Origin of the sequence: Haemophilus sp. HMSC61B11 (assembly GCF_001838615.1) — a bacterium.
GTDB lineage: Bacteria > Pseudomonadota > Gammaproteobacteria > Enterobacterales > Pasteurellaceae > Haemophilus_D > Haemophilus_D parainfluenzae_AD.
Map to the genome: position 1 here is coordinate 20,963 of NZ_KV837982.1, position 19,380 is coordinate 40,342.

23 protein-coding genes are annotated in these 19,380 nt (G+C 40.3%); 7 read left to right on the forward strand and 16 right to left on the reverse strand.

Annotated elements, in window-relative coordinates:
* Nucleotides 1–6 precede the first annotated feature (6 nt).
* Nucleotides 7–363: a dihydroneopterin aldolase gene (gene folB, locus HMPREF3263_RS06375; protein WP_005697339.1), complete on the forward strand. Its 357-nt coding sequence runs from the start codon at nucleotides 7–9 to the stop codon at nucleotides 361–363.
* Between the two features lie 54 nt (nucleotides 364–417).
* Here the strand turns inward: folB and HMPREF3263_RS06380 are convergent, their stop codons facing one another.
* Nucleotides 418–1,029: a cation diffusion facilitator family transporter gene (locus HMPREF3263_RS06380; protein ID WP_005697319.1), complete on the reverse strand. Its 612-nt coding sequence runs from the start codon at nucleotides 1,027–1,029 to the stop codon at nucleotides 418–420.
* Between the two features lie 85 nt (nucleotides 1,030–1,114).
* Between HMPREF3263_RS06380 and HMPREF3263_RS06385 the strand changes: the two genes are divergently transcribed.
* Nucleotides 1,115–1,498: a MerR family transcriptional regulator gene (locus HMPREF3263_RS06385; RefSeq protein ID WP_005697341.1), complete on the forward strand. Its 384-nt coding sequence runs from the start codon at nucleotides 1,115–1,117 to the stop codon at nucleotides 1,496–1,498.
* A 51-nt stretch (nucleotides 1,499–1,549) separates the two neighbouring features.
* Here HMPREF3263_RS06385 and HMPREF3263_RS06390 read toward each other — a convergent pair whose 3' ends face one another.
* The 8 genes from HMPREF3263_RS06390 to HMPREF3263_RS06425 all read right to left on the reverse strand — a co-directional run bounded on the left by HMPREF3263_RS06390 (nucleotide 1,550) and on the right by HMPREF3263_RS06425 (nucleotide 8,408).
* The gene (locus tag HMPREF3263_RS06390) at nucleotides 1,550–2,647 is read right to left on the reverse strand and encodes an NnrS family protein (protein WP_005697315.1); all 1,098 of its coding nucleotides are present in this window, start codon (nucleotides 2,645–2,647) and stop codon (nucleotides 1,550–1,552) included.
* Nucleotides 2,640–3,332, reverse strand: coding sequence for an ATP-binding cassette domain-containing protein (locus tag HMPREF3263_RS06395; protein WP_005697331.1), 693 nt, complete (start codon nucleotides 3,330–3,332; stop codon nucleotides 2,640–2,642). The genes HMPREF3263_RS06390 and HMPREF3263_RS06395 overlap by 8 nt, the downstream gene beginning before the upstream one ends.
* Complete coding sequence (locus HMPREF3263_RS06400) at nucleotides 3,332–4,129, reverse strand: ABC transporter permease (protein WP_005697337.1); 798 nt, start codon at nucleotides 4,127–4,129, stop codon at nucleotides 3,332–3,334. The genes HMPREF3263_RS06395 and HMPREF3263_RS06400 overlap by 1 nt, the downstream gene beginning before the upstream one ends.
* Nucleotides 4,130–4,150: 21 nt before the next feature.
* Entirely contained in the window at nucleotides 4,151–5,128 is a 978-nt protein-coding gene (locus tag HMPREF3263_RS06405; RefSeq protein ID WP_070853104.1) for an ABC transporter substrate-binding protein, read from the reverse strand.
* A gap of 131 nt (nucleotides 5,129–5,259) precedes the next feature.
* Nucleotides 5,260–5,619: an MmcQ/YjbR family DNA-binding protein gene (locus HMPREF3263_RS06410; RefSeq protein WP_005696951.1), complete on the reverse strand. Its 360-nt coding sequence runs from the start codon at nucleotides 5,617–5,619 to the stop codon at nucleotides 5,260–5,262.
* Between the two features lie 144 nt (nucleotides 5,620–5,763).
* A complete protein-coding gene (locus HMPREF3263_RS06415; protein WP_005697318.1) occupies nucleotides 5,764–6,243 on the reverse strand; it encodes a hypothetical protein in 480 nt (159 codons plus the stop codon).
* Nucleotides 6,244–6,274: 31 nt separating this feature from the next.
* Nucleotides 6,275–7,684, reverse strand: a complete 1,410-nt coding sequence (locus tag HMPREF3263_RS06420) for a multicopper oxidase domain-containing protein (protein ID WP_070853105.1) — start codon at nucleotides 7,682–7,684, stop codon at nucleotides 6,275–6,277.
* Between the two features lies 1 nt (nucleotide 7,685).
* The gene (locus HMPREF3263_RS06425; RefSeq protein ID WP_005697324.1) at nucleotides 7,686–8,408 is read right to left on the reverse strand and encodes a 1-acylglycerol-3-phosphate O-acyltransferase; all 723 of its coding nucleotides are present in this window, start codon (nucleotides 8,406–8,408) and stop codon (nucleotides 7,686–7,688) included.
* Between the two features lie 87 nt (nucleotides 8,409–8,495).
* On the opposite strand from HMPREF3263_RS06425, the gene lpxH reads away from it, so the two are divergent.
* Nucleotides 8,496–9,200: a UDP-2,3-diacylglucosamine diphosphatase gene (gene lpxH, locus HMPREF3263_RS06430; RefSeq protein ID WP_005697334.1), complete on the forward strand. Its 705-nt coding sequence runs from the start codon at nucleotides 8,496–8,498 to the stop codon at nucleotides 9,198–9,200.
* 64 nt (nucleotides 9,201–9,264) lie between these two features.
* On the opposite strand, the gene glmS is transcribed toward lpxH, so the two are convergent.
* The 6 genes from glmS to nudC all read right to left on the reverse strand — a co-directional run bounded on the left by glmS (nucleotide 9,265) and on the right by nudC (nucleotide 14,937).
* Nucleotides 9,265–11,097, reverse strand: a complete 1,833-nt coding sequence (glmS, locus tag HMPREF3263_RS06435) for a glutamine--fructose-6-phosphate transaminase (isomerizing) (RefSeq protein ID WP_005697352.1) — start codon at nucleotides 11,095–11,097, stop codon at nucleotides 9,265–9,267.
* Nucleotides 11,098–11,147: 50 nt separating this feature from the next.
* Complete coding sequence (locus HMPREF3263_RS06440) at nucleotides 11,148–11,930, reverse strand: DeoR/GlpR family DNA-binding transcription regulator (RefSeq protein ID WP_005697343.1); 783 nt, start codon at nucleotides 11,928–11,930, stop codon at nucleotides 11,148–11,150.
* A gap of 126 nt (nucleotides 11,931–12,056) precedes the next feature.
* Nucleotides 12,057–12,329 (reverse strand): HU family DNA-binding protein, encoded by a 273-nt coding sequence (locus tag HMPREF3263_RS06445; protein ID WP_005696943.1) that lies wholly within the window; start codon nucleotides 12,327–12,329, stop codon nucleotides 12,057–12,059.
* Nucleotides 12,330–12,465: 136 nt separating this feature from the next.
* Nucleotides 12,466–13,056: a YjaG family protein gene (locus HMPREF3263_RS06450; RefSeq protein ID WP_032803901.1), complete on the reverse strand. Its 591-nt coding sequence runs from the start codon at nucleotides 13,054–13,056 to the stop codon at nucleotides 12,466–12,468.
* 11 nt (nucleotides 13,057–13,067) lie between these two features.
* Complete coding sequence (gene hemE, locus HMPREF3263_RS06455) at nucleotides 13,068–14,132, reverse strand: uroporphyrinogen decarboxylase (protein ID WP_005697338.1); 1,065 nt, start codon at nucleotides 14,130–14,132, stop codon at nucleotides 13,068–13,070.
* A gap of 19 nt (nucleotides 14,133–14,151) precedes the next feature.
* A complete protein-coding gene (gene nudC, locus HMPREF3263_RS06460; RefSeq protein WP_032803903.1) occupies nucleotides 14,152–14,937 on the reverse strand; it encodes an NAD(+) diphosphatase in 786 nt (261 codons plus the stop codon).
* 147 nt (nucleotides 14,938–15,084) lie between these two features.
* Here nudC and HMPREF3263_RS06465 point away from each other — a divergent pair, with 147 nt between their 5' ends.
* Nucleotides 15,085–15,540: a DUF3290 family protein gene (locus HMPREF3263_RS06465; RefSeq protein WP_005697351.1), complete on the forward strand. Its 456-nt coding sequence runs from the start codon at nucleotides 15,085–15,087 to the stop codon at nucleotides 15,538–15,540.
* Entirely contained in the window at nucleotides 15,540–16,175 is a 636-nt protein-coding gene (locus HMPREF3263_RS06470; protein ID WP_005697329.1) for a DUF421 domain-containing protein, read from the forward strand. Before HMPREF3263_RS06465 ends, HMPREF3263_RS06470 begins: the two co-directional genes overlap by 1 nt.
* 41 nt (nucleotides 16,176–16,216) lie before the next feature.
* Here the strand turns inward: HMPREF3263_RS06470 and HMPREF3263_RS06475 are convergent, their stop codons facing one another.
* Nucleotides 16,217–17,431, reverse strand: a complete 1,215-nt coding sequence (locus tag HMPREF3263_RS06475; RefSeq protein ID WP_005698320.1) for an aromatic amino acid transporter — start codon at nucleotides 17,429–17,431, stop codon at nucleotides 16,217–16,219.
* 176 nt (nucleotides 17,432–17,607) lie between these two features.
* Here HMPREF3263_RS06475 and HMPREF3263_RS06480 point away from each other — a divergent pair, with 176 nt between their 5' ends.
* Both HMPREF3263_RS06480 and HMPREF3263_RS06485 read left to right on the forward strand, forming a co-directional pair.
* Entirely contained in the window at nucleotides 17,608–18,471 is an 864-nt protein-coding gene (locus HMPREF3263_RS06480; protein ID WP_005698326.1) for a YicC/YloC family endoribonuclease, read from the forward strand.
* Nucleotides 18,472–18,479: 8 nt separating this feature from the next.
* The gene (locus HMPREF3263_RS06485) at nucleotides 18,480–19,319 is read left to right on the forward strand and encodes a CAF17-like 4Fe-4S cluster assembly/insertion protein YgfZ (protein WP_005698307.1); all 840 of its coding nucleotides are present in this window, start codon (nucleotides 18,480–18,482) and stop codon (nucleotides 19,317–19,319) included.
* Nucleotides 19,320–19,380 lie beyond the last annotated feature (61 nt).

A 19,380-nucleotide genomic window follows, 5' to 3' on the forward strand; every position in this document is an offset into this window, starting at 1 on the left:
TGAGAGATGGATCGAATTTTTATTGAAGAATTAGTCGTCTTCGCACAAATTGGCGTGTATGACTGGGAGCAACAAATCAAACAAAAGCTTGTTTTTGATTTGGAAATGGCATGGGATTGTCAAAAAGCCGCAGAGATGGATGATGTGCAATACTGCCTCAATTATGCCGAAGTGAGCCAATTTATTTTAGATTATGTCCAAGCTAAGCCATTTTTATTGATTGAGCGAGTGGCTTATGAAGTGGCAGAGCAATTACAACAACGTTTTGGTATTTCATGGATACGCCTCAAATTAAGCAAACCCAGAGCGGTTGCTCAAGCAAGTAATGTTGGCATTATTGTAGAGCGAGGCGAGTGGAAATAATCGCTGAAAATTGACCGCACTTTGGAAATATCAAACCAAAGTGCGGTTAGTTTTTTAAGTGTTTTTTAATACCAAGCGGAACGCTCCGATTCCACTTTTTAATACCAGCACACTTAATATCATACTTGCTAGCGGATCAACCCATAACCATCCAAGTAAATAGGCGCTTAGCCCCGAAAGCATAGCAATAATGGAACCGAATAAATCGGTCAGTACATGGAGATACGCCGCTTTGATATTGGGATTATCATGATCGCTGTTCAACATGATCTTTGCAACGAAAAGATTCACCAATAATCCGAGAGAGGCAACCCCAAGCATTGGTAATGCCATCATCTCGATGGGATTTTGCCAGCGTTGAATGGCTTCAACTAAAATCATCAATGCCACAACAATCAATGAGCTGCTATTAAGTAGGGCAATGTATCTTTGTTTTTGAGTAGATAGAAACAACGCTAGCAAGGCTAAAAATAACGATAAACTATCATTTGCCATGTGTCCCGCATCAGCCATGAGTGCCAAGCTGTTAAACCAATAGCCACCAATAAATTCGACAATCATAAAGCCAGTAATGATGGCAAAACTGAGCGCTAAGATTTTTTTATCCTGTGGAATATGCTCATGAGATGAATGATCATGATGTTCATGGGAATGATGTTCGGACATACGGCTCCTTATTGTCTATTTGATTAACTTGGGATAAAGTATAAAGCCCGTAGTAACTACAAGGTCAAGGCTTAATTTTAACAAGATGAAGATTCACGAATTGAGCAAACAAAGCGGTATTCATTTAGAAACGATTCGGTATTATGAAAAAATGGGGTTAATGCCAGAGCCTAAACGGCTGGCAAATGGTTATCGAGATTATGATGAAGCTAGTTTGAAGCAATTAAAATTTATTAAAACCTGCCGGGCATTAGATTTTAGCTTGGCCGAAATTAAATTTTTTAATGCGTTGAAAACGCAGCAATCTCAACATTGTGAAGTGGATAGTATGTTGGCAAAACATTTGGTTTCAGTCGAAGAAAAAATTGCCGAACTGACTGAAATTAAACATTTCTTACAGAGTTTAATTACTGAATATGATCATCAAGCTGCAGATTGTAAAGCCATGGCCCAATTAAAAGCCTATTAAGTGCGGTCTAAAAAATATCAAAAATCCGCACGTGGATGTGCGGATTGGTCATTATTCCGGATCATCCGTAAAGGCATTGTTTCGGAATATCGGCACAAAGGTTGCGAGATACAGCACAAACACAATGGCAATTAAAATAGCGGGAATCGTGATAAAAAACAGCTCGTCCACATACATTAAACAAGCCCGGGAAAGCGCCGCCGTGAAAAGACAAAGCACGGCAAGGCGACAGAGTTTTGGGTAATCCAGTTTCGTAAAACCACTATGCCATAATCCCGCGGTGAGCCAAATCATCATCATACTGCCGAGAATGCCGCCGAGTGTCACCATGTGTAATGGATCGGCAGTAGGTTCATCAATTAATTTATTGATGCCCATCCACAAATAGCCAATTGCGGCGAACAGTTGAAGGAAATAATAAGTGCGTACGTAATGTTTACGTAGCAGTTCGTGATGATGTAATTCGCGTAACTTGGCCAGCAAGATAAAGCCAACGGCAAAAGCAGTAAAAGTGGCTGTTTGCGCAGGCAACCAAAGCTCTGCTGCGGTATGGAGCAGCAAGAATGTAATTGCAATATTTTTATACACGACATTTGGGATAAATACAGGATCTTTTAAGGTGCTTTCTTTCAGTGCCTCTGCGCCTAATAGAATGCTGACTCGAATTGATACAAACATCACTGCCGCCATATTCAAATGCACCTGTGCCCGCAATAATTTCAGGCTATCAGTCATGGCGTAAGCAGTCTGACAAACCATAAATGCCGCAAGTAACATCAGTAAAGTAAAATTGTCGGTATTGCGATCCAACCAAAACAGCCAAGCACAAAAGAGTAACAACGCGAGCCAATAAGCAGCCACTAAAAACGAGGCGGTTTGCGGGGAAAATGGCAATAACATCAATCCCGTAAGTAAGAGTACCGCTAAAATCGTCGCAATAGGTTTTAAATTGCCTTTGTAATTTGTCCATTCAAGCATGGAAGCTGTCAGAAAGCCGCCGTATGCGGCTGGCAGCATAAATTCTAAGAAAATTTTGCGGTGTAGGATGAGATCATCGGGGTTGATGAAAAAGCTCAAGGCACCAATAATCGCAAGAATGGCTGCACCAACAAAAAAGGGTCGCATCGGATGGGTAAAGAAATTATTCATAATAATGGATTCCTTGAAATTCGCGTGCGACTACGGTTTCTTCAAAGGCTGAATTGCGTTCGGATAATGGCGTTGGCAAAGTAATCACATTTTGTACATCCATCCCTTTTGGAGAAAGTTGCATAATCTCTCGGCTTAATCGAGCTGCTTCAAAACGATCGTGTGTAACTAAAATACAAGCCATACCTTGTTGCTCAATTTTTTCCACTAACATCGCAGCTAAAATATCACGTAAATCGCGATCTAAACCGACAAAAGGTTCGTCCAATAAGGCTAAATCACAGCCGCATAGTAATAGACGCAAAAATGCCACGCGTTTTGCCATACCGCCCGATAATTCGGTCGGGTATTTATTCAAATCCCCAGAGGAAAGTCCGATCTTTTCTGCCAGCGTAATGATTTCATGTTCATTTGGTTCATCCATAAAAATGGCGATATTCTGCATAGCCGTGAGATTTTCCAATAGACGATTTTCTTGAAACAGAAAGCCCGTTTTACGAAATGTATTCTTGATTTCACCCGATTTTGGCGTTTCCAAACCTGAAATCAAACGCAGCACAGTGGTTTTACCACAACCGCTTGGACCGAATAAAGTTTTCACTTCACCCGATTGTAAATCCATACTGAAATCGCGAACGATGGGATCGCGGAGAATTTCAAAACGCACATTCTTTAAACTCAGCATTATCTTCTCCACGGCATAAACAGGATTTCCAATGGCTTGGTAATCAAATATTCAAAGAGGGAAACAAACACAATCACCAACAACACATAAGCCATTACTGTTGACGTATCTAACATCGCTCTGGCATCGGCAATTTTTGCACCCACACCCTCATTGGCACCCAAAAGCTCTGCCATAATCACCACTTTCACACCCATGGCAACCGCGACGCCAATGCTGGAAATCACATATCCTGTGAGATGGGGAACATACAAATAGCGGATTTTTTTCCACAATCCGAGTTTGTAAGCATCAAACAATTCTTCATGTTGTTTGTTTACACTTGCCATGCCCATAGCAGCGCTGGCAAAGGTCAGCGGGGCGACTAATACGATAATGGTAAATAGCACGCTAGGATTGCCAAAGCCAAACCAAAATAAGGCCATCACGACCCAAATGATTGGCGGCATGGCTAACAAAATCGTAATCACGGGTTTGAGCAATGCCATAGCGGTTTTAAAGCTACCTGCAATCAGTCCTGCGGCTAAGCCAGCGACTAATGCAATGGTAATACCCACCACAGAACGCCACAACGAAATGCCGATTTCGTTTTGTTGGAAATGTTCGAGCAGCTCAAGGGCTTTTTGAAAAACATCCGCGGGAGCAGGCAGCATAAATTCACCAAATACTGCGCTGCCCCAAGCCCACAAGGCAACAACCATCATCGCCACACTCAAGCCAGTAAAGCCACTCCAGAGATAGTCGATAATGTAAAACAGGACAGGTTGTGGTTTACGGATTTTGTCAGTTTTAATCATGTGTTGTGATTCAGTTTCAAATTAAGCCAAGAAGAATTTATCATCCGGCAATTTACCACCTAAGAGTTTTGGATTGAACTCCATCAAGGTTTCATAGAATTGCATGATTTCATTCTTCAGTTCACTGGCTTTGGTCACCGTTAAGCGCGCACCGTCTAAGCCCATTTCAATAGCGGCTTCTGGTGCTGGCAGATAATTGGCACCAATTTCAGCCGCACTTTTTCGGTTAGCCATAATCCAGTTTAATGCATCGCTTAAATCTTGATGGAATAGATCAAACTCTGCCTTATGTGCGTGGAAGTATTCTTCATTGGCAATAATGCCTGCCATTGGAATAAGTGGTTTGGTGTTAAACGCTTGTCCCCATTCTTTCACTAAGTCAAACCCACGCACAATCTCCGTACCGACAATTTTAGCTTTCTGCACAACGGCACTCGCCATTGGTTCTGGCAAGATTGCCGCATGGAAATCTTTCAGTAAAAACAAACCAATCGCTTCCGTTGGTGTGGCGGCATAGGTGATATCCACTTTATTAATATCAATATTTAGTTTTTTCAGTAAAGCTTGCAATACGATGTCAGGCATATCGTTTTTAAATGGCACAAGGATTTTTTTACCCACCAATTCTTGCGGTGAAGTAATGGCGCCACCTTTACACATCAACTGCGTAATGCCATTGGTGAGAATATTCACCATGCCAACTTGTTGCCCTTGATTACGTAAATTTACGCCCACATTACTTGGGCTCATCATCACTTTAAATTGCCCACTTGCCACACCCGCACGCAGTTGATCAGGCGAACGCCAAATCTCTAATGCGACATCCGCTTGTTTGGCTAATTTACCTTGTGCCGCAGCCACCGCAATAGTCACACTTGGCATCGCTGGTGCGCCATAAATGGTAAATTGTTCTTTTGTTGCTGCAAAGAGAGAAGGCGACATGCTCGCTGCCGTAAGTGCTGCGCTCATTCTTAAAAAATTACGTCTATTCATTGCCATGGTTATCTCCTTATTGAATCAAACTCAATGCTTGTATTTTGATAATAGTTTTCATTCATTATCTTACTAGCCGTGACTAAAGTAAAGAAAAGCAAAAGTGCGGTCAGATTTTTAGGTGTTTTTAAATTCTTCTACTTTGTTAAGTCGTAACTCCAATCCAACAACTTAAAGATTTCTTCGGTTTCTACGCCATGATCTAACACAATCGTTAGCCAATGGGTTTTGTTCATATGGTAAGCGGGTAAGAAATTAGGTGATTGCTGTAAGATGCTTACCATATCGGGTGGACATTTGAGATTGATGAAATCTGTTGTGCCTTCTTCTTGTAAACCCAATCTAATCTTCGTAATTTTGCCGATAAGTGCATACCATTTTCCTTTACCATTGCCATGACGCAAGATTGCATATTCTGGAAATTTCGACCAAAGATATTCTGGCTGCGTAGCATATTGTTTGGCAGCATAATCAAATATTTGTTGTACTTGATTCAAGTTTTGCTCCTTGAATAATGAGTTGGTTTGTCATCGTTCTTAGAATAAACAAAGACCGCCTGAAAATTGAATTTCAGGCGGCTTTTTAGACTTAAGTTACCAAATATTACCATTTAAAGTGCAGTCATTTTTGGATATTTTTAATTACTCAGTTACATAGAAAACTTGTTTTTCAAATTCATGTTTTCCAATTTTTACAGTAAGTACATATTTACCGGTAGGGTCCCATCGACCGAATTCCCAGCAATTTGTTACATATTTTCCATTTTCTAACGGTTTGGCAGTATAACTAATGCTGTGAGTTTTTTTATTAGGGGATGATGTTATTTGTCCATTAGTCGCGTCATTGAACTCCATTTGACTTTTAGCCTGTGCTTTGAATGTTTCAGTGACATTGACAGTTTTTCTGAAATGTCCTGTTGCAATCCAACATACTTTCTCATTTTTATTAGAACGAGAAATTTCTTTTTTATGTAAATCGACTGAGGGCATTTGGGTTCTATCAAAGATAGAAAGATAAATATGAGGCTCGTCAGCTTGTTGTTTAGTGTCTTTTGATTGTTCGGTTACAGCCAGGGCCGAGATTGGAAATATTGTTGCTAAGAAGAAGGTTAATTTTTTCATTTTTGATTCCTTTTTATGTAATAAGTTGGTTTTATTGAATAACCATCATTCCGATACATCCCATATCAGCTAACATCAAATTTGATGCACCAAATAAAAAAGGATGGCTATTTGATGAAGGTTGCTCAAATTTTACTAAAATTTGTACTTTCTTTTTCACCCAAACGGTGTCTTTCCAAACAAGTTCAGTTGGACTGATATTGACGTCATCTTGATTTTCAATAACAAATTTTGCACTCTGAATGGTAAAACCGACAGGCAACGAGCTGTTGATAATCCAACGTTCGACAGTACCGACTTTAGCTGAAACATCAACTCGACGCGGATCAAAACGTTGTTTGTTAATTAAGCCGTTAGTCACATCTAGTTCAAAGGTGCGTTCTTGGGCGATTTTACTTTCGAGCATAGCCGTGGCATCAGTATTGAATGACTCATTCATTTTTTTGTTGAATGCAGAGATTTCACCAAGTGGACGAAGTTCTAAAACAGTGTTATCGGCAAAATCATTACCTGAACTGAAGACATTTTTGATTTTATCGAAGAAACCACGTTTTACGCCCGAAATAAGTGATACACCTTCCCCTTCGCTTAAATTGACTAGCACTTCTGCTCGTTCACCTGGTGCAAGAATAAGAGAGTTAATCGCTTTGCCTTGTGATAAAAAGCCTAAATCTCTTGCAATGAGCAACATGTCTTGTTCGTTATCTAAACGGAGATCGTAGGCTCTTGCTAATGAAGCATTGAGTAAACGTAAACGTATCCAACCGCGCGGGACTTCAAGATAAGGCGCTTCTTGTCCATTCACAAGAAGGCGGTTGCCGACAAAGTGCGGTTGATTTTGCTTAAATAATTGCAATCCATCACCATTAAACTCCATGTCTTGTAAGATTAATGGAATATCGTCCACACCGTATTTATGAGGTAGCTGAGATTTTAAGCTTTGATCATCCTCAATCAACCACATCCCGACGATGCCGCGATAAGTTTGATAAGCCGAGTTAGCCAAGGTCGCAGAGCGATACCAACAAGTCGCAGCAGGTTGGTCAATTGGAATAATCGGTGCCCAAGATTCCCCTTTTTTGAGGACTTTTGCGGCGCCACCAAATAATTCGCCACTGGCTTGTAATCCCTGAATAGAGAGAGCAATGCTTTGTGGCAAATTGTTGTGATAATTGAGTTTTGCAAAAGAACCCGATTTGATGCGAATAGTGGGTCCAAGATAATTGCCGTTAAAGCCCCATACACTGACACTATGGGAACCATCTAACTTGTAGCCGGTTTCTTCCATATTAAGAATAATGGGACGGCCACGTTTTGCTTCCATCAATGGAGGAATAGTTAATTTTTCACGGGATGCCGCTAATACCGATTGAGGTGTGGCAGCAAGTGCGGTTGAAATTGCAGTAGTTTTTAATAATTGGCGACGAGAAAGACGCAACATATTATTTTCCTTGCGCAATTTCCGCATCGAGTTCGGCAATGCGTTTTTCCATTAAATCATGGCAGTAAGAGGCAAGTTCGCGAACATTGTCTTTTGTGTATGATGATACATCAATCGGGTCCATCATTTCACAAATCACCTTGCCGTTATCCCAGCGATTTAAATCAATTTTGTTGTGAGTTGTTGAGCATACAACAGGTACGATTGGTACGCCAGCCGCAATCGCTGCATGGAATGCGCCTGTTTTGAATGGCAATAAACCACGACCACGGCTACGTGTGCCTTCAGGGAACATCCAAATTGATAGATTATCTTTATTGATACGGCGAGCAAGCTCAGTCATGGTACTATGTGCTTTAGAACGATTTTCACGATCTAAGAAAATATTGCCCGTCACCCAGTATAAAATACCGAAGAATGGAATCCAAATTAGGCTTTTTTTACCCACACTTACCGTGCGTGGAAGTACCATGTAAGAGATGGTCACCATATCGAAATTATTTTGGTGGTTACCGATGTAAATACAGCGCGGCATATTCTCTTTATTTTGTGGAAAGCGGTGTTCTACATTTAAGCCAAATAAAGGGAATAAACGTCCAAACCAGCGAGCCATAATGCCCACATTGCTTGGGTTTCTGAAACAAATAAAGGAATAGATCGTACCAAGCACACAAATTAAAATACAACAAAGTGCAACGATGACAATTCTGGCGATTTTTAACATAGAAAATACCTAATTAAAATTTTTGGAAAGTATAGCAAATTACACAAAAATGTGTGCTAATCTAATGAAAAAAATGACGGAATAGTTATGAAACCCATTTATTTTATTGCAGATCTTCATTTGAGCGAAACGTATCCGGAATTAACCGCACTTTTTAACGATTTTATGCAAAACAAAGCGCAAGAAGCACAAGCGGTTTATATTTTGGGAGATCTTTTTGATTTTTGGATTGGTGATGATGAGACCTCACCTTTAATCTCACAAGTCAAACACCAAATCAAAAACCTAACAGAAAAGGGCATCGCTTGTTATTTCATTCATGGCAATCGTGATTTTCTGCTGGGGAAAAAATTTGCACAAGATTGTGGTTTAACCTTATTGCCAGATTATCATTGTGTTGATCTTTATGGTGTAAAAACCTTAATTTGTCATGGTGATACCTTATGTATTGATGATGTGAAATATCAACAATTTCGCCGAAAAGTGCATCAAAAATGGCGACAAAGATTGTTTTTATGTTTGCCATTAAAAGTGCGGTTAAAAATTGCAGAGAAAATTCGCGCGAAGAGTAAACAAGATAAACAATATAAGTCACTGGATATCATGGATGTGAATTTAGCGTTTACAGCACAAATGGTGAAAGCATTTGGCGTGGAACGATTAATTCACGGTCATACACATCGAGAAGCCATTCATCAGGAAGAAACATACACGCGCATTGTGTTAGGCGATTGGCGAAAGGATTATGCCTCCATTTTGGAAGTGACAGAAAACGGTTATCGGTTTATTTAAACAAAAAGCACAGGATTAAACCTGTGCTTTTTTGTATTAAAACGTGCTAATTTTCAACCGCACTTTATTCTACCGTTACCGATTTAGCTAAGTTACGAGGTTGGTCCACGTCGGTTCCTTTAATTAATGCCACATGGTATGACAATAATTGCATTGGAACGGTGTAGAAAATTGGCGCAATAATTTCATTCACTTTTGGCATTGTGATGATTTTCATGCCTTCGCTTGGTGTGAAGCCCGCTTCTTTATCAGCGAACACATAAAGCTGACCACCACGTGCGCGTACCTCTTCAATGTTTGATTTCACTTTTTCAAGCAATTCATTGTTTGGTGCAACCACGATAACCGGCATATCTGCATCGATTAAGGCGAGTGGACCATGTTTTAATTCACCCGCCGCATAAGCTTCAGCATGAATATAAGAAATTTCTTTTAATTTCAATGAAGCTTCCATAGCGATAGGGTAGAACTCACCACGACCTAAGAAAAGCGCATGATTTTTCTCGGCAAAATCTTCTGCTAACGCTTCGATGTCTTTATCAAATGCAAGGGCTTTTTCAACTTCAGCTGGAAGTGATTGTAACGCTTTTACAATTTCCACTTCTTGTTCGTTTGAGATATTGCCTTTTACTTTACCAATTGCAGTGACTAACATTAATAATGCGGCCAACTGAGTGGTAAAGGCTTTTGTTGATGCCACACCGACTTCAACGCCTGCACGAGTCATGAAGGCAAGATCCGATTCACGCACTAAAGATGAACTTGATACGTTACAGATCGTTAAGGCAGCCATATAACCTTTTTCTTTTGCAAGACGAAGTGCGGCAAGGGTATCTGCCGTTTCACCTGATTGAGAGATGGTTACTAATAAGCTATTTGGGCGAGTGACAAATTTGCGATAGCGGAATTCAGACGCGATTTCGACATCACAGCTCACGCCAGCTAGTGCTTCAAACCAGTAACGAGCGGTCATCCCTGCATTATATGAGGTACCACAAGCCACGATTTGAATGTGTTCAATTTTTTCTAAGATTTCTGCTGCGCCATTACCAATAGCATCCACAATTACATTATTATGAAGAATACGACCTTCCATCGTGTTGATTAATGCATTTGGTTGCTCATAGATTTCTTTTTGCATGAAATGGCGGAATTTACCTTTTTCTGCCGCATCATTTTCAAGGTTAGATTCGTGCACTTCACGTTCTACTTTCTGACCATTCGCATCGTAAATATCCACGGTACGACGTGTAATTTCTGCAATATCGCCTTCTTCTAAATAGATGAAACGACGAGTTACGCTTAATAACGCGAGTTGGTCAGATGCAAGGAAGTTTTCGCCGATCCCTAAACCAATCACCAATGGGCTACCTGAACGAGCAGCAACTAAATGTTCTGGATGCTCACGATCTAATACCACCATACCGTATGCGCCAGTAAGTTGTTTTACGGTTTTTTGAACAGCTTCAAGAAGAGTTGAGGCTGTACGCATCTCCCAATTAACAAGGTGAGCGATCACTTCGGTATCGGTTTGAGAATTGAACACATAGCCACGTGATTTTAGTAATTCACGTAATTCTTCGTGGTTTTCGATGATGCCGTTATGGACGACAGCAAAGTTGCCCGAAGTATGCGGGTGAGCATTGGCCTCAGACGGTTCACCATGAGTTGCCCAACGAGTGTGTGCAATCCCTGTACCACCAATTAATGGTTTTACCGCAACTGCTTCATCAAGGGCTTTTACTTTACCCAAGCAGCGCACGCGGTGTAATTCATGGTTTGGATCCACAACAGCCACACCTGCAGAATCATAACCACGATACTCTAAGCGGTGTAAACCGTTAATTAAAATTTCTGCTACATCACGTTGTGCTACCGCACCAACAATACCACACATAGTTTTTCCTTATTTACTAAAATTAAAAGTCTTGTTTTTCTGACCGCACTTTATGCCACGTCTACACAAATTACTTCTACGCCTTGCGCCATTATGGCTTCTTTGTCGGCCTGAGATAATTTGTTATCGGTAATCAGTACATCAATTTGCTGCCAGGTTAATTCCACATTTGGCATTTTTCTGCCAATTTTTTGTGATTCCACCATCACAATCACTTCACGAGACACTTCAGCCATCACTTGGCTTAAGCGAACCAGCTCATTAAATGTTGTTGTACCACGTTCTAAATCAATGCCATCGGCACCAATAAATAATTGGTCAAAATCATAAGAACGTAGCACTTGCTCGGCAATATTGCCTTGGAAGGATTCGGAACGTGTGTCCCAAGTGCCTCCCGTCATTAAGAGCGTCGGTTCATTTTCGAGTGAATGTAATGCGGTGGCCACCGAAAGCGAATTCGTCATCACAACCAAGCCTTGCTTGCGATTAAGTTGTTTAATCAAGGCGGCGGTTGTGCTGCCACTATCCACAATAATGCGGTTGTGATCACGAATACGTTCTGCGGCAGCCTTTGCTAAGACTAACTTTCGTTGCGAAAGTTCATCATCTTGTTCTTCTTCGATGATTTCTTGTGGCATTAAAATTGCACCACCGTATTTACGAAGAAGGAAACCATTACTTTCTAATGCAGTGAGATCTTTTCGAATCGTCACTTCAGAGGTGTCAAATAACTGTACTAGCTGTTCTACACTGACTTCACCTTGTTCCTGCAGAAGTTGCATGATGGCATGTCTGCGTTGTTGGGTATTTCGGTGTTGAATGTTTCGTTTCATTATTTATATTCCGTAATAAGTTTCGGTTCGGAATTATATAAGCAAAATGATGATTGTAAAGCTAAAATTTAGGCAACAAAAAACCCTGACAAAGCAGGGTTCAATTAAAGTCCGTTTTAAGACAAATTATTTGATTGCGTCTTTTAATGCTTTACCAGATACGAATGCAGGAACTTTAGATGCTGCGATTTTGATTTCCGCACCAGTTTGTGGGTTACGTCCAGTACGAGCTGCACGTTTATTTACTTTAAATGTACCAAAACCGATTAACTGAACTGGTTCACCTTTTTTAAGGCTACCAGTGATAGCAGCTAAAGTAGCTTCTAATGCAGCTTTAGCTTGTTTTTTATTTAATTCAGCAGCACTTGCAATTGCATCGATTAAATCTGTTTTGTTCATAAATTTGTACCTTTTGTTAAATTAAAATTTGACTCTGTTAAGTAAGAGGCCTGTAACCAACTATGGCTTAAGAAAGGATAATCTAACTTTCTAGGAAATAAAAGCACGATTTGCAAAAATTGTGATAAATCTCACGTTATTGCTCAATTTTTATACCAATATTGGAGATTCCCTCCTGTTTGATCTCATTTCGGAGAGATAAAATTAAGTCTACATCGCGTTTTTCACAGTCTTTGAGTAATCGATAGATTTGCCATTGAAGGTCAAGTTCTTCTTCAATTTCTTCACGGGTTTTTAGTTCTGCTTCGGAAAGATCACGATTTTCTTGTGTTTCTAACAAAGAACAAACTGTGCCTAGTGAAATTTGGCTGATTTGAATCGCTTTTTCTAATGTTTCGCCTGCAATAATAGCATGCAACAATTCACCTAACGCTTCACAAGCATCGAGGGCGGGCACCACACCAAAGAAGTCGTAATCATTCACATTAGGAATAATTTCTTCGAGCTTCTCTAATTGGTTTTCGAAATTGATTTTCGCCCCTTTAACGGTTAGAAATTCCCACACTAAGTTTAAAATGTTGTGATAGGTCTTTTCTGCTTGCTCCTGTTCTGTCATTTGACAAAACAGGGCAAAGTTCGGTGCCATGCGTTCGCATAAGCAGGCCATAAAGGTTAGATGTTGCCAGCTTTCAACATTTTCGAGACGCTTGTGAATCGGATTTCGCATTTTCTTCTCGCTTATTTATGATAGGCTTTAGAGAACTCATGGATAGCATCCACGAAGATTTTTGGCGCACTTTCCGGCACATCTTGGTGAATACCATGACCTAAATTAAATACATGTCCACTGCCTTGCCCAAAATCAGCTAAAATTGACCGCACTTCTTGCTCAATACGCTCTGCAGGTGCATATAACACGCTTGGATCCATATTGCCTTGTAGCGCTACTTTATGACCTACACGCGCTTTTGCATCTGCCAAATTAACTGTCCAGTCTAATCCTAGCGCATCACAGCCTGTATTAGCCATGGCTTCTAACCATAAACCGCCGCCTTTAGTAAATAAAGTCACGGGCACTTTACGGCCATCATGTTCACGAATTAAACCATCGACGATTTTATGCATATATTGTAGAGAGAAGTCTAAATATTCACGATGACCTAACACTCCGCCCCAAGTATCAAATACCATCACCGCTTGTGCGCCGGCTTTGATTTGCGCGTTTAAATATAAAATGACGGAATCCGCCACTTTATCTAATAAAAGATGCAAGGTTTGCGGTTCGGCATACATCATTTTTTTGATTTTATTGAAGGTTTTGCTGCTACCACCTTCAACCATATACGTTGCCAGTGTCCACGGGCTACCAGAGAAACCAATCAGTGGCACTTCGCCTTTTAGTTCGCGACGAATTGTGCGCACCGCATTCATCACATATTGAAGTTCGCCTTCAGGGTCAGGAATCGGTAAATTTTCGACCGCACTTTTATTTTTAATTGGATGAGCAAATTTCGGGCCTTCACCAGCACCAAAACTTAAGCCTAAGCCCATTGCATCAGGAATAGTTAAAATATCTGAGAACAAAATGGCAGCGTCTAAAGCATAGCGACGAAGTGGCTGTAAGGTGACTTCGCAAGCTAAATCCGCATTACGGCAAAGAGACATAAAATCGCCCGCTTCTGCACGCGTTGCTTTATATTCAGGCAAATAGCGCCCCGCTTGGCGCATCATCCATACGGGGGTCATATCCACTGGTTCGCGTAATAAGGCTTTTAAATAACGATCATTTTTTAATTCAGACATGGGCTTTCCTTTATTTATTTTATTCCGCTTTGCAAAGCTCAAGCGTAGCATTAATTAATTTGAGTGCGATAGTACCTGTTGGCGGTAATTCTGGCAAGGGGGCAGCGCTAGAAAACCATTGTGCATCATGCAGTTCCGTTTCTTGCAGTTGAATGTCCCCGCTGTCGTAATCAGCTAAAAAACCCACCATTTGTGAATTTGGGAATGCCCAAGGTTGGCTACCGAAATAGCGAATATTTTTAATGCGAATGCCGGTTTCTTCAAACACTTCGCGACGAACGGCATCTTCGAAGGTTTCACCTACTTCCACAAAACCTGCTAGCGTGGTGTAAATACCGGCTTTGCCTGGTGTGTAATGGCGTTTATGGTTGGCTAATAAAATCTCTGTGCCACGGCGAACGGCGACAATGATCGAAGGGCAAATAACTGGGTAAGTACGATAGCTGCAACTTGTGCATTGAACCGCTAGCTCATCGTGGGTTTGTTCCGCTTTTTGGCCGCACTTTCCGCAGAATTGGTGGGTTTTCAGAAAATGATTGATTTCCACGCCTCGGCTTAATAAATGAAAATCTTCAGTCAGTAAGGACAACAAACTTCGTAAGGAAAGATATTCTCGTTCATCTTGCTCATTTTCTGCCACAAGCCATAAAGGTTGTGATTTCCATTTCCCGAGCAACATTGCTTTTTGTGTTGTGAGGCCGAGTTCCTTTGCTGATCCGAAAGGCAGATCATTTTCCTGCCAATAAATCATCGATCCTTTGGTGAACAGCCAATATCCCTGATCTTCGGGCTGAATTGCTTTCATATTTTTCTCTTTTTGTTTCAAAAGTGCGGTCATTATAAAAGGGATTTTTCGGAAAAACGAATTTAATTTATGTGATAAAAATGGCTAGTCAGTTTTCGTTGTGCTACATTGGCAGTCTGTTTTTCTCTTCAAAATTAGGAATGCAAAATGTCTTTTTTCTCTTTTGCTTTTTTAGAAAATGCGATGTCTTTTCAAGGTTATCTTAAATATATCGCCATTTTTGTCTCGTTAGGTGCATTGTTTGTGGTGACAAGCTTATATTTGCGTCATCGGTTACAAACCAAATACCGTGATCTCAGTATCATTTTTCTTTTATTAATCATTTTCTTGCTCGGTGTGCAATATAACCAATATGAGCGAAGTGAAGTCTATGCAGCTGATACCTCTCGCGTGGTGACATTTTTAAATTCGGTGAAAGACAGTCAAAATTTACAGAAAGAAGATATTCGTACCAATAGCCGTACATTAAGTAACGGCATGATTTTAAATATTCGGGATCAGTATTTCGAAGTCCATTTTAATAATGATTTTACCGCATATACCTTATCCCCAATTAACTTAGTAAACCCTAATGTTACTGTTATTGATAAGGAGGAAAACTAATGGATGGCTATACATTATTAGGCTTGAAATTGGCCATGGGTATTATTGGACTCGTACTTCAAATCAATTTAATGGGTAAAGGTAATCTCGCCCCGACCTCCGCAATGGATCAGGTACAAAATTACGTGCTGGGCGGTATTATTGGTGGGGTAATTTATAGTGATAGTATTGGAGTGCTCCAATTCTCTCTCGTACTCGTACTTTGGACGTTATTGATTTTTACCCTGCGTTTTATCAAAAATCATAATCAATTTGTTAAATCCTTGATTGATGGTAAACCTGTTTGGGTCATTTTAAATGGTAAGGTTCAGACGGCTGAATGTATGAGAAATGGTATTACCGCTCATGATCTCATGTTTAAGTTACGTGCTGCCGGTATTTATGAAATTAATAGTGTAAAACGTGCTGTACTCGAACAAAATGGGCAACTTTCCATTATTCAATATGGCGATGAAAATTTACGTTACCCATTAATTATTGATGGGCAATTAGATAACGATATTTTAGAAGTCGTTGGGCGTGACGAGGAATGGGTTAAATCGGAGTTAGAAAAACAGAATCTTGCAGTTAACCAAGTGTATGTCGGTGAATATTTAAATGGTCAGTTAGTCACCCATTTATACGAAAATAAATAAAAAAGACCGCACCTTAAAAGTGCGGTCTTTTTTATTCCATTTTAACCTACAACAAAAGGTAAGTAACCCGCTCGGATAGCAAAAGGAATTGAAGTAATAATCACGCCAAGCATCAATATGATCACTAACAACGCTTTACCGCCCCATACGCGATATGGCAAGTTTGGATAAATTGAGCGTGCTTTCCAGACTAATGCCACCGGTAAAACTACCGCGTAGAACGCAAACATTTGACCGGCATAACCCAGTGCGAGAATAAAACCTTCTGGATAGAAAAGGGAGAATAGTACCGGTGGAATGAAGGTCATTAAACCTAATGAAATGCGTCCTGCATGAATATTAAAAGATTGCTTGAGCAAGTCTTCAATACATTCTAATAAGCCTAATGCCACGCCTAAGAATGAGGTTACCAACGCCAAAGTGGAGAAGATTTTTACCGCATTTGCAATAATTGGGCTTTGGGTGATTTCTAAGGTTGCTTTCACTAAGCCATTTAATGTGGCGTCTTCGCGTAAAATTTGTAAGAACTCATTTTGGCTGAGTAAGCCGTGCGTCGAAAGCTGCCATAAAAAGTAAGCAAATAACGTGATGCCAGAACCAACTAAAATCGCAATGCGTAAGGATTTCACATTACCGTCTAAGTATTTATTTAAGCTAGGAATCGAACCGTGGAAGCCAAATGCCGTGAAAAATACAGGGCTTGCAGAAATAATTAAGGCGTTATCAATGGGCATCGCCATTAAGTTATCAAATTTAATGTTTGGTAGCATTAATGCGAGTACTAAGATAAAAGTGGCAATCATCACAAAGAATAAGACACGATTGACTTTGTCTACACTGTGCGTGCCGATGACAATAAAACTACCGAAGAAAATCGTGAATACAAGCACCGCGATTTTGTTCATGGTGTCTTTATCGCCAATGGCTGGGAGTAAATCCATTAATAAAGAACCACCACCACTCACATAAGCGGCAATTAAGGCATATAAGAAGACAATTAAAACAGCAGTGGAAATAATTCGCCCTGCTTTACCAAAATATTGTGCAGCAAGTGTGCCGATCCCTGCATCACTGTCAGCGGTTTGATACAGTTCCACGAATAACAATGCGGTGAAAGTGAGCACCGCCCACAAGCCAATTAATAAGAAAACCGTCGCCGTTAAGCCAATCCCTGCAGAGGTGAGCGGCATTGCCAGCATCCCCGCCCCAATCATGGTTCCAGCAACAAGTAAGGTACTTCCTACAGTCTTGTTCATTTTACTTTCCTTTAATTGTAATAATAAATTTACGATGATTGTATTTTAATCTTTACAGTGTGTAAAGTAGAAGAAACAAAATTCTTCTACAAAATGTACGGTAGAAATGACAGCACTTTCCCGATAAAATAGCCACCAAATCAATTAAGACGAGAGACAATAGTAGGAGAGCGCTTATGATTTATAGTATGACAGCTTTTGCACGCCTTGAAATCAAGAAAGATTGGGGCGATGCAGTTTGGGAAATTCGTTCGGTTAACCAACGTTATTTGGAAAACTTTTTCCGCTTGCCAGAGCAATTTAGAGGCTTGGAAAATGCTTTGCGTGAGAAACTTCGTCAAAATCTCACTCGCGGTAAAATTGAATGTTCATTGCGTATTGATAGCAAAAAACAAGCAGCGGCTGAACTCAATTTAAATAAAGAGTTGGCGAATCAAGTTATTCAATCTTTACAATGGATTAAGGCGCAAGCAGGTGAGGGCGAAATCAATTTAACGGATGTATTGCGTTATCCTGGCGTGGTGGAAGCGACTGAGCAAGATTTAGATGCCATCAGTCAAGATTTGTTGACAGCTTTCGATGAATTGTTGGTGGAATTTATTGCAATGCGTGGACGTGAAGGCGAAAAATTGCAAGCCATTATTCAACAACGTCTTGATGGCATCACCGTGGAAGCCGAAAAAGTGCGGTCACAAATGCCGGCAGTTTTACAATGGCAGCGTGAGCGTTTATTGCAACGTTTTGAAGAAGCGAAGATTCAACTTGATCCACAACGTGTTGAACAAGAAATGATTTTATTGGCGCAACGCGTGGATGTGGCAGAAGAATTAGATCGTTTGCAAATGCATGTGAAAGAAACCAACAACATCTTGAAAAAAGGTGGGGCAGTAGGTCGTAAACTGGATTTTATGATGCAAGAACTGAATCGTGAATCTAACACGTTGGCATCAAAATCCATTAATGCTGATATCACCGCTTCTGCCGTGGAATTAAAAGTATTAATCGAACAAATGCGTGAGCAAATTCAAAACCTTGAATAGGAAAAATCATGGCAACATTTATTTCATTAAACCAATATGATTTGGTGGAAGTGGCGGGCTTGGATGCGGAGAAATATCTGCAAGGCCAATTAACGTGTGATGTGGTGCATTTAGCAGCTGGCGCTTCAACGCTTACCGCGCATTGCGATCCTAAAGGCAAAATGAACTCGTTGTTTCGCTTAATTAAGCTTTCATCTGAGCAGTTTTTGATTTTAATGCCGAAAAATTTATTTACTCCACTCGAGCATTTAAAAAAATACGCCGTGTTTTCAAAAGTGACTTTTCAAGTATTAGATTGGCAAATTGTTGGCTTGATTGGTGAAAAGTGCGGTCGAATTCAAGCACAAATCATCTTGGATATTGATGAAAATCGCACAATTTTGATCAATCCTACCCCGTTAGATGTCACCTTCAATGGCGATGAAAAACAATGGCTTTGTGCGGATATTCAATCGGGCTTACCAAGCTTGAGTGCGGAAACGCAAAATGAATTTATCCCGCAGGCATTAAATCTACAAGCTATCGAACAAGCGATTTCTTTTACTAAAGGGTGTTATATCGGGCAGGAAACTGTTGCTCGAGCAAAATATCGTGGTGCCAATAAACGTGGGATGTATGTGCTTTCAGGGGAAACAGCTGTTACACCGAAAATCGGCAGCGAAATTGAAATGCAGTTAGAAACGGCTTGGCGTAAAACGGGCTCGATCGTAAGTGCGGTCAATTTTGACGGTGTTTTATGGTTACAAGTGGTGATGAACAACGATTTAGAAGAAGGGACGCATTTCCGTTTACCTGAAGATGGAACAGTTCTGAAAATTAAATCTCTTCCTTATTCCATAAACAACTAAAGATATTGTCTCTTAATCTATTTTAAACTTAAAAATCCTTGGCGAAGTCAATCTTTGCAAG